Consider the following 8,878-nt stretch of genomic DNA (forward strand, 5'->3'; position numbering starts at 1 on the left):
CCCGGCCGGCCGCCTTGGCAGTGGGAGACGCCGTGGCGCGGCGCGGGGCACGTCTTCGGGCCGCCGCGCCCGTCGCCCGGGTCCGCCGCCGGGGAGCCCGGGCCGTCGGCGGCCCTCGGCCCCGCGGTGCCGGGGGCCGCCGGGGACGAGGGCGCGGAACCCGAGAGCCGTGCCGTGCAGAGCCCCGTGGACGCTCTCCTCGCACGGGTCGCCGAGGTCTGCCGCGTCCGCTACGAGGGGGTCCATCTGCGCCGCACCCCCGGCGACGTGCCCGGGCTGCTGGCCACCTGGACCGAGGCCGGCTTCGTCCGGCAGCAGCGCATCGCCGTCTGCGCCGACGGGCTCGGGCCCGAGGAGGCGCGGCAACTCGTCGACACGCTCCGCGCGGCGGGCACCGACACCGAGGCCGTCCTCGTCCACGCGGGCCCGCCGCTCCCCTCCGAGGTCCGCGAACTGGCCCGGCGCCGCGGCGTCCTCGTCCGCAGCTTCACCGAATTCCAGGGCCTGCTGGACCTGCGCGACTACGTGGCGGCACAGACCGACCGGATCGGCACGGACCCGCAGTACCCGCCGGACCTCTACCTCCCCCAGCGCTACCGGGAGATCGAACGGCCGGGGGCGGTGGAGCGCGACGCGATCGTGGACGACCTCCTGCAGCTCCTGGCGGCCGAGCACGGACGCTTCGTCCTGCTGCTCGGCGAGTTCGGCCACGGCAAGACCTTCGCCCTGCGGGAGCTCGCCCGCCGCCTGCCGGTGGAACTGCCGCACCTCACCCCGCTGCTCATCGAACTGAACACCCTGGACAAGGCGCACTCGCTCGACGGTCTCGTCGCCGCCCACCTGGCCACCCACGGCGTGGACAACATCGACCTCCGCGCCTTCCGCTACATGCTCGGGCAGGGCCGGATCGTCCTGCTCTTCGACGGATTCGACGAGCTGGTCCGCCACGTCAGCTACGACCGGGCCGCCGATCACCTCCAGGTGCTCCTCGACGCCGCCGTCGACAACGCCAAGATCGTGGTCACCAGCCGCACCCAGCACTTCAGGTCACAGGCGCAGGTACTGACCGCGCTCGGCGAGCGCGTCGGCCTGCTGCCGCAGCGCCGGCTGCTGGCGCTCCAGGAGTTCAGCCCGGAGCAGATCCGCGCCTACCTGGCCGGCCGTTACGGCGACGACGTGGCCGCCGACCGGCGCCTCCGGCTCCTGGAGGCCGTTCCCGACCTGCTCACGCTGTGCCGCAATCCGCGGCTGCTCAGCTTCGTCGCGGGCCTCGACCACGAGCGGCTGCGCACCGTGACCGGTGCCGGGCGCGCGCTGAGTCCCGCCGGGCTCTACGAGGAGGTCTTCACGGCCTGGCTGGAGTTCGAGGAGCGGCGCGGCCGGGGCGGCCACGGCGGCCCTCCCGGGCTCGACCTGAACCAGCTGTGGCGCGCCGTGACGACGCTCGCCCTGCGGCTGTGGGAGAGCGGCGAGAGCGGCCTCCGGCTGGACGAGCTGACCGATGTGGCCACCACCCTCACCGAACTGGCCGACAGCAGGCTGTCGGTGCCGCAGGCGGCGCACGCGGTCGGTTCCGGCAGCCTGCTCGTGCGCACCGACGAGGGCCTGTTCCGCTTCATCCACGGCTCGGTCGTCGAGTGGCTGGTGGCACGCGAGGTGGCGGTGGGCCTGAGCGGGGCGGACGAGGGCGCCCTGGGACTGCTGACCCGGCGCCCGCTGAGCCAGCTGGCGGTCGAGTTCCTGTGCGACATCGCCGACCACCGCACCTGCCGCGAGTGGGCCGAACGGACCCTGGCCGACTGGCCGGACGGCGGCGGGGAGGCACAGGGAACCACCAGGGCCAACGCCATCAAGGTCCTCAGCAGGCTCCGCGTCCCCGCCCACGCGGACCTGCGGGGCGCCCTGCTGGCGGGCGAGGACCTCTCCTACCGCGACTTCTCCGGTGTCGACCTCACCGGTGCCGACCTGACGGGCGCGAGCCTGGTCGGAGCGGGCCTGTCCCGCACGGTGCTGCGGGGCGCGCGGCTCGCGGGCGCCCGGCTCGCCGACGCCGACCTGACCGGGGCGGACCTGCGCGACGCCGACCTGCGCGGAGCCCGCCTGATCCGGGCCACGCTGGACGGAGCCCGGGTGACCGGAAGCCGCTGGTACCAGGCCGCGCTGATCAACACGGTGGCCGGGCAGGACGTTCTGGACACCCCCGAACTGCGCTTCGCCTCCATCGCGCCCGGGCTCCCCGCCGATCCCGGCCTGCGCCCCTCGGCGGTCGGTGTGCCCTACGGCTACGGCATGCGCACCGGCCGGCTGCCCGAGCCCGTTGCCTTCAGTCCCGGGGGCGAACTCCTCGCGCTGGGCAGCGACGACGGCGGGGTCCTGGTGTGCGACGCGGCCACCGGCACGGCGCTGCGCACCCTCCAGGGCCACACCGGCCGGGTCTACGCCGTGAAGTTCCGCGGGCATGTGCTGGCCACCGGCGGGGCGGACGGCGTCGTACGGCTGTGGGACCCGGTCGCCGGGACCTGCCGCCACGAACTGGACGTCCACCGGGACGGGGTGTGGCCCGTCTCCCTCGACGGCTCCGGCACCCGGCTGGCGACCGGGGACGCGGAAGGCACCGTCACCGTCTGGGACACCGCCACAGGAACCGTCGCCCACCGGCTCCCGGGCCACCGGGCGCCGGTCTACACCGCCGTCTTCAGCCCCGACGGCACCCTGCTCGTCACCGGGGACGCCGACGCGGCGGTGCGCCTGTGGGACACCGCGACCGGCCGTCTGCTCGGCGAGTTCACCGGCCACCACGGGGCCGTCTACCGCGCCGCCTTCAGCCCGGACGCCACGCTCCTGGCCACCGGCGACAGGGGACAGGACAGCGGGCCGGGCACCGTCCGCGTCTGGAACGTCGCGGACCGGCGGCTCCTCCACCGGTTCACGGGGCACACCGGCCGGGTGTACACCCTCGCCTTCCACCCCGGCGGCCGGCTTCTGGCCAGCGGCGACACCGACGGACAGGTACGGCTGTGGGATCCGGTCGCCGGCACTGCCGCCGCCGATCCCGTCAAGGTCCGCGGCGGCGCCGTCTACCAAGTGGTCTTCGACCCCGCGGGAACCCTCCTCGCCGCGGGCGACAGCGACGGCGAGGTCCGTCTCTGGCAGGTCGCCCACGACGCGGGCACCTGGTCGGCCACCCCGCTGCGCCGGCAGCCCGACGACCACCAGGGGTCGGTCTGGGCCTGTCTGTTCCGCCCCGGGGGCGGCGCCTCGGACGGGGGCCCGCTGCTGGTGTCCGTGGGCAACGAGGGCGTGGTGCGGCTGTGGGACGCCTCGACCGGGCAGGGCCGGCGCATCCTGCGCGGACACGGACGGAAGGTGACGGGGCTGGCGTTCAGTGCCGCGGGTGATCAGCTGGCCGCCTGCGGCAACGACGGCGTGGTGCGACTGTGGGACACCTCCACCGGGTGCCGGGTGCGTGAGCTGTCCGGCCGGGGCGACCGTCTGGTGTCGGCGGTCTTCCATCCCCGCGGCTCCGTGGTCGCCACCGCGAGCAGCGACGGTGACGTCTACCTGTGGGACGCCGCCACCGGCGAGTACGAGCGCGAACTCGACGCCGAGACCGACCATGTGTGGGCCGAGGCCTTCAGCGGGGACGGCGAGCTCCTCGCCACCGCCAACGACGACGACACCGTCCGGCTGTGGTACCGCAGCACGGGGACCCAGGTGGCCACCCTCGCCCAGCACCGGGGCCGGGTCCGGTCGATCGCGTTCCGCAAGGACGGCCCGGGCCTGGCCACCGGCTGCGACGACCGCTACGTACGCCTGTGGAACTTCGCTGCCGACCGCCTCGTCGCCGAACTGGGCGGGCACACCGACCGTGTGTACGCGGTGGTCTACGGCCCGGACGACGCCTGGCTGGCCAGCGCCTCCTGGGACGGCCAGGCGATCGTCTGGCAGGACGGCACCGCGGTCCACCGGCTGCGGGGACACTCCGGACGGCTGTGGACCGCCGCGGCCCACCCCACCCGTCCCCTGCTGGCGACCGGGGGCGACGACCGGATCGTACAGCTGTGGAACGCCCGCACCGGCGAGGACGCCGGCCGGCTCACCGGCCACACCGGCCGCGTCCTCGCCCTCGCCTTCGGCCCCGACGGCTCGCTCCTCGCCAGCGGAGGCGCGGACGGCACGGTCCGGCTGTGGGCCGTGCCGTCCGACGGCACCCCGTCGGCACGGGCCACGCTGATCGGGGTGCAGGGCGGCTGGGCGACCCTGACCCCGTCCGGCGGCTACAAATACGACGGCGACACGGCAGGAGAGTTCTGGCATGTGGTGGGCATGTCCCGATTCGAACCGGGCGAGCTCGACGACCACCTGCCGGGTGTGCAGCGGCTGCCCATGGACACCCCGCTCCCGTAGCGCCCGGCCCGCCCGACGGGTCCCGCCGGGACAGGGCCCGGTAGGTTGCCCGCATGTCTTCCGCACTTGTCGTCGGTTACGATCCGCGCGCGATTCCCGGCGTCGACGGGAAAGCTCTTCTCACGGCTCTCGAAGCGGAGTTGGCCCGGTTCGGCGAGCACGGCATCGACGCGGCCATGGCGCTGATCGTGTTCGGCGAATCGGCCGAGTCCACCCTCGTCGAGTCGCTGACCAGGCACCCGTGGGATGTCGTGGTCGTCGGTGGCGGGATCCGCAGGACCGAGCCGTTGCTTCCGCTCTTCGAGCAGGTGGTGAACCTGATCCGTCGCCATGCGCCCCAGGCCGCCATCGCGTTCAACACCAGTGGCGGGGACAGCGTCGAGGCGGCACGGCGATGGCTGTGAATCTCCTCATGACCAAGACCTGAGGGAACTGCGCCGACAGCCGGGCGGCGGGTGAAGGCCCGCCGACGACCGCGTCGCCCGGGTTCAGCCCGCCGCGTGGGGCGAGAGCGCCGTGAACCACAACAGGACGACGGTCGCGACGCCCATCACCGGGGTGAGGATCTCCGTCTCGAGCCGGTTGCCGCTGTGCTTGATCACCACGATTTCGTAGCGGGTCTTGAGCGGCCACAGCCACGGGGCGCCCCGTTTGGTGAGGGAGTCGCCCAGGAGATGTGCCACGCAGCCCAGCCCGACGGCATACGGCAGCCAGCCCGGTGCCGAGGGGATGAACTTGGCGATCACCGCAGTGCCGATGCCCGCCATCGCCACGATGGTCCCCCAGGCATGGAAACCGTGTCCGGGCGGGCAGATGTTCAGCGCCCGGACGGCCAGGGCCAGCAGGAAGAAGGTCAGGCCCAGAGTGAACGGCCGCCCCAGGAACGTCGCCCCCGCCCAGCTGCCGAGCGTCATCAGCATCACGAAGAACAGCGAATGCGTGGCGTGCCGGTGGCCACCGGAGGCCCAGGCCACGAAGCGGCACAGCGCCTTCGACACCGGGCCGAGGAAGTTGGCTATGGTGCCGTCGTGGTGATCGAGGTCCGGGAGCAGCGCGGCACCGGCGCACAGGACCGTGCCCATCAGGATCTCCTGCGGCGCCAGATGCGTGTGCAGCACCAGCGGCGGCAGGTACGGTGCCGTGCCCGCGAAGAGCAGCGCACCGCTCACGGCGTGTGAGTGTCCCATCATGACGTGGTCGTTCTCCCCCGTCCCGGCGTCACTTGAGTGACGCTCCATCAAAAACGCGGGAGACGCTACCAGCAGGATCCGGGGTTCCCGGACGCACGCTCTTCCGCCCCCGAGGGCGGCCCCTGGAAGCCGCCGGAACGACCGGCCCTCGCTCCCGGCCCGACCACGTCGGCGGCGATACCCGGAGACCCCGGGCTCACACATCCGAAAAATGCTTGCTAGATTGCGCAACTATGCAACCTGGTACGCCCGCGGCAGACCGTTCGCCGGACCCGGCGATATCCCCACCCCAGGCGCCCGTCGCGCGCCGCGTCCCCCGGCCGCGCGGCCGGGTGGAGGGTGGGGTGCCGGGCGACCGCCGTACGCGCCGGAACGTACGGGCCGGGGCGCGCAGGTCCCGCTGGATGCCCCTGATCGCCCTGGCGCTGCCGGTGCTCGGTGCCATCCTGGGCGAGATGTCCGGTTCCAGGCCGGGTTGGCCGTTCGTCGTCGCCGGGGTCCTGGGCGGCGCCCTGGCCGCGGCCACCTGTTCCCGGGCGGGCGCCTGGTGGGTGGCGTACGCACCGCCGCCCGTGGCGATGTTCATCACAGTCGCGGTCGAGTCGGCAGCCGGCAGGACCGGCTCCCACGTGGCCACCGGCGCGGTGCGCTGGGCCGTCGACGCCTTCCCGGCCATGGCCTGGACCGAGGCGGCGGTCGTCGCCGTACTGGCCTCGCGGTGGTTCCGCGCCCGGCGGAGCACGCCGGGAAAGGGTATGGAGAGGGGTGCGCGGCACGATGCGTAACGGACGGACGAGGAAGCACTGCCGGACGGAGGCGCCGCGGCGCCGTACGCGCCGCGCGGTGATCGCCGGGCGTGCGGTGGCGGGCGTGGTGTCCTTCACCGTGCTGGCCGGCAGCGGGGTCTCCTGGGCCGCCTATCACTGGGTCACCGGTGGCCTGAACACATCCGACGCCTTGGACAAGGTACGCAAGAACGCACCCAAGCACCTGGACGATTCGGTCAATCTGCTGCTGATCGGTCTGGACTCGCGCAAGGACATGGACGGCAACGACCTGCCCAAGGAGTTCGTCCAGGACCAGCTGCACGCCGGGTCCAGCGACATCGGCTACTACAACACCAACACCTTGATCCTGATGCACATCCCCGCCGACGGAGGCAAGGTGCAGGCGTTCTCGGTCCCGCGCGACGACTACGTCGAGACCTACAACGAGGACGGCTCGGTGCAGGGGCACTACAAAATCAAGGAGGCGTACTCCAACGCCTACACCGGGCGCAGGGAGAAGCTCTACGCCCAGGGCCTGCGGGGTGCCGAGCTGGAGGCGCAGAGCCGTGAAGCGGGCCGGGAGGCCACCCTGGCGACGGTGCAGAACTTCCTCGGGCAGCCGGTCGACCACTTCGCCGAGGTCAACCTGCTCGGCTTCTACGACATCGCCAAGGTCCTGGAGCCGATCCAGGTCTGTCTGAAGCATCCGGTCAAGGACCGCTACTCCGGCGCCGACTTCCCGGCCGGGCTGCAGAAGGTGAACGCCAAGCAGGCCCTGGCCTTCGTCCGCCAGCGGCACGGGCTGGACGGCGGCGATCTGGATCGCACCCACCGGCAGCAGGCCTTCCTCTCCTCGGTCACCCACAAGCTCACGTCACAGGGCGTCTTCGAGAGCCTGGGCAAGCTGCAGGATCTGTTCGGCGTGGTGAAGAAGGACCTGGTGATCGACAGCAAGCTGAACGTGATCGACTTCGCCCAGCAGGCCACCAACCTCACCGGCGGCAAGGTCGAGTTCCGTACGCTGCCGACCGAGGGCTCCGCCACGCGCAACAACGAGGACGTCGAGCTGGTCGACGTGGACAAGGTCCGTTCCCTCGTGGCCGCCGTGTTCGGCGGCGGACCGGCCGTCTCGCCCGGCGCGGGCGGCCCCGGGCACTCCGCCTCCGCCGACCATGACCAGGTGCCGCCCCCGGGCGAGAACCACAGGGCTCCGGGCCCGTCCGGTTCCCCTTCCTCGTCGAGTTCCCCGTCGAGTTCCCCGTCCGGCCCTCCGCCGAAGGTGTCCGACGACCAGTTCGCGGGGGAGTCCGTGAAGGAGGGCGGGATTCCCTGCGTCAACTGAGGGCTGCGTCAACTGAGAGGCTACGTCAGCCGAAGGCTCGGTCGCCCGATCCGGATTCGTCCGAGGAAGCAGGTCATGGACTTCGCGGCGCCGCCTTCGACGGTTCGAACGCGTACCCGGCCTCCCCCGCGTCCGTGAGGACGGCGGCGTAACGGGAGCCGAGCTTGCGCCGCAAGCGTGCGACGTGGGTGTCGACCGTCCGTTTCTCGTCGGCGGCGGACCGCTGCCACGCCATCTCCATCAACTGCTCGTGCCGGTGAAGACGTCGGGGATGCGTGACCAGGTAGGCGAGGAGCTCGAATTCCATGCAGGTCGGCTTGACCGGCCGACCGTCCACCGAGACCGTACGGCGCTCGAGGTCGAGGACAAGGCCGCCCGCGCGGTGCACCGGCGCGTGCGGTGACTCCGCGTCGTCGGGAACCGTCGATGACTGGTGGTCCAGGTGCCAGTGCAGGTCGCTGACCGCGGGCTCCAGCCAGACGAGGGAGAGCAGTTGCGACAGGGCAGGGGTGATGGGGCCCCGAGTGGCGAAGGCGGCTTCCAGGAGTGCGTGGCCAGGCGTTTCGCTCCGGCTGGACATCTCCGTCAGGAGCACGTCGGGACCGGTCAGGGCCTGGGTGAGCCGGGCCCGTACACGAGGTTCGTCAAGCGCGTCGCACATCACATGTGCGACGCCGTGCAGAGGGGCGTTGACGGCTGCGTACGGGGCACTGGCGATGAGGCGTTCGACGGTTTCCTGCAGCAGGCCGGTCGGAAAGAACATGCCGGGGTCTCCTCTCTGTTTCCAGGAGAGCTGGTCGGTCAGCGGGCCAGGTGCCAGGCGGCTTCGAGGTGACGCCGGCCGTCAGGGCCGGTGACCATGCGCCAGCGGGCGTGGGGGCGTGCGGGCCGGTCATCCGGGACGGGCCGGAAGACCGGTGCCGGAGCAGGGGCCACACGCAGGACGGTGCTGTCGAGGGGGCTGTCGGCGATACGCCGCGCGAACGTGGCGACGGCGTCCCGGAGGACACCGGGTCGGAGGACGCCGGGTCGGCGAGTGGCCGTACGGCGTTCGCGGTGCGCACGGACGCGGATGTGGATGACGGCGAGGACGGACATGTGGTGTCACCTCCATGAGACGACGCTCCCCGGGGGAAGACGGGCCGCGCCGGGGGCCGGGGAAAGGATGGGGC

Annotated in this window: 7 protein-coding genes; 4 read left to right on the plus strand and 3 right to left on the minus strand. The window is 72.5% G+C overall.

Annotated features, from left to right (window positions below):
- The coding region (locus K6I34_RS24795) for a pentapeptide repeat-containing protein (RefSeq protein ID WP_229328566.1) at positions 1-4,407 on the plus strand (4,407 nt) is incomplete at its 5' end.
- Positions 4,408-4,460: 53 nt separating this feature from the next.
- A complete protein-coding gene (locus K6I34_RS24800; RefSeq protein ID WP_229328568.1) occupies positions 4,461-4,811 on the plus strand; it encodes a hypothetical protein in 351 nt (116 codons plus the stop codon).
- An 84-nt stretch (positions 4,812-4,895) separates the two neighbouring features.
- Here the strand turns inward: K6I34_RS24800 and K6I34_RS24805 are convergent, their stop codons facing one another.
- The gene (locus tag K6I34_RS24805) at positions 4,896-5,645 is read right to left on the minus strand and encodes a metal-dependent hydrolase (protein ID WP_308294050.1); all 750 of its coding nucleotides are present in this window, start codon (positions 5,643-5,645) and stop codon (positions 4,896-4,898) included.
- 356 nt (positions 5,646-6,001) lie between these two features.
- Here K6I34_RS24805 and K6I34_RS24810 point away from each other — a divergent pair, with 356 nt between their 5' ends.
- Positions 6,002-6,382, plus strand: coding sequence for a DUF6542 domain-containing protein (locus K6I34_RS24810; RefSeq protein ID WP_229328571.1), 381 nt, complete (start codon positions 6,002-6,004; stop codon positions 6,380-6,382).
- Entirely contained in the window at positions 6,375-7,706 is a 1,332-nt protein-coding gene (locus K6I34_RS24815; protein WP_229328573.1) for an LCP family protein, read from the plus strand. Before K6I34_RS24810 ends, K6I34_RS24815 begins: the two co-directional genes overlap by 8 nt.
- A 73-nt stretch (positions 7,707-7,779) precedes the next feature.
- On the opposite strand, the gene K6I34_RS24820 is transcribed toward K6I34_RS24815, so the two are convergent.
- Both K6I34_RS24820 and K6I34_RS24825 read right to left on the minus strand, forming a co-directional pair.
- Positions 7,780-8,469 carry a winged helix-turn-helix domain-containing protein gene (locus tag K6I34_RS24820; RefSeq protein ID WP_229328575.1) on the minus strand — a complete coding sequence of 230 codons (690 nt, stop codon included), beginning with the start codon at positions 8,467-8,469 and terminating at the stop codon, positions 7,780-7,782.
- Positions 8,470-8,507: 38 nt separating this feature from the next.
- Positions 8,508-8,804 carry a hypothetical protein gene (locus K6I34_RS24825; protein ID WP_229328577.1) on the minus strand — a complete coding sequence of 99 codons (297 nt, stop codon included), beginning with the start codon at positions 8,802-8,804 and terminating at the stop codon, positions 8,508-8,510.
- Between the last annotated feature and the right edge of the window lie 74 nt (positions 8,805-8,878).

The sequence above is a fragment of the Streptomyces sp. UNOC14_S4 genome, assembly GCF_020740835.1.
Lineage (GTDB): Bacteria > Actinomycetota > Actinomycetes > Streptomycetales > Streptomycetaceae > Streptomyces.

What these genes read in the sequence shown, in the direction of transcription:
- K6I34_RS24815 (WP_229328573.1), top strand. Translation starts at nt 6,375, where the DNA reads ATGCGTAACGGACGGACGAGGAAGCACTGCCGGACGGAGGCGCCGCGG.
- K6I34_RS24805 (WP_308294050.1), bottom strand. Translation starts at nt 5,645, where the DNA reads ATGGAGCGTCACTCAAGTGACGCCGGGACGGGGGAGAACGACCACGTC.
- K6I34_RS24800 (WP_229328568.1), top strand. Translation starts at nt 4,461, where the DNA reads ATGTCTTCCGCACTTGTCGTCGGTTACGATCCGCGCGCGATTCCCGGC.
- K6I34_RS24825 (WP_229328577.1), bottom strand. Translation starts at nt 8,804, where the DNA reads ATGTCCGTCCTCGCCGTCATCCACATCCGCGTCCGTGCGCACCGCGAA.
- K6I34_RS24810 (WP_229328571.1), top strand. Translation starts at nt 6,002, where the DNA reads ATGCCCCTGATCGCCCTGGCGCTGCCGGTGCTCGGTGCCATCCTGGGC.
- K6I34_RS24820 (WP_229328575.1), bottom strand. Translation starts at nt 8,469, where the DNA reads ATGTTCTTTCCGACCGGCCTGCTGCAGGAAACCGTCGAACGCCTCATC.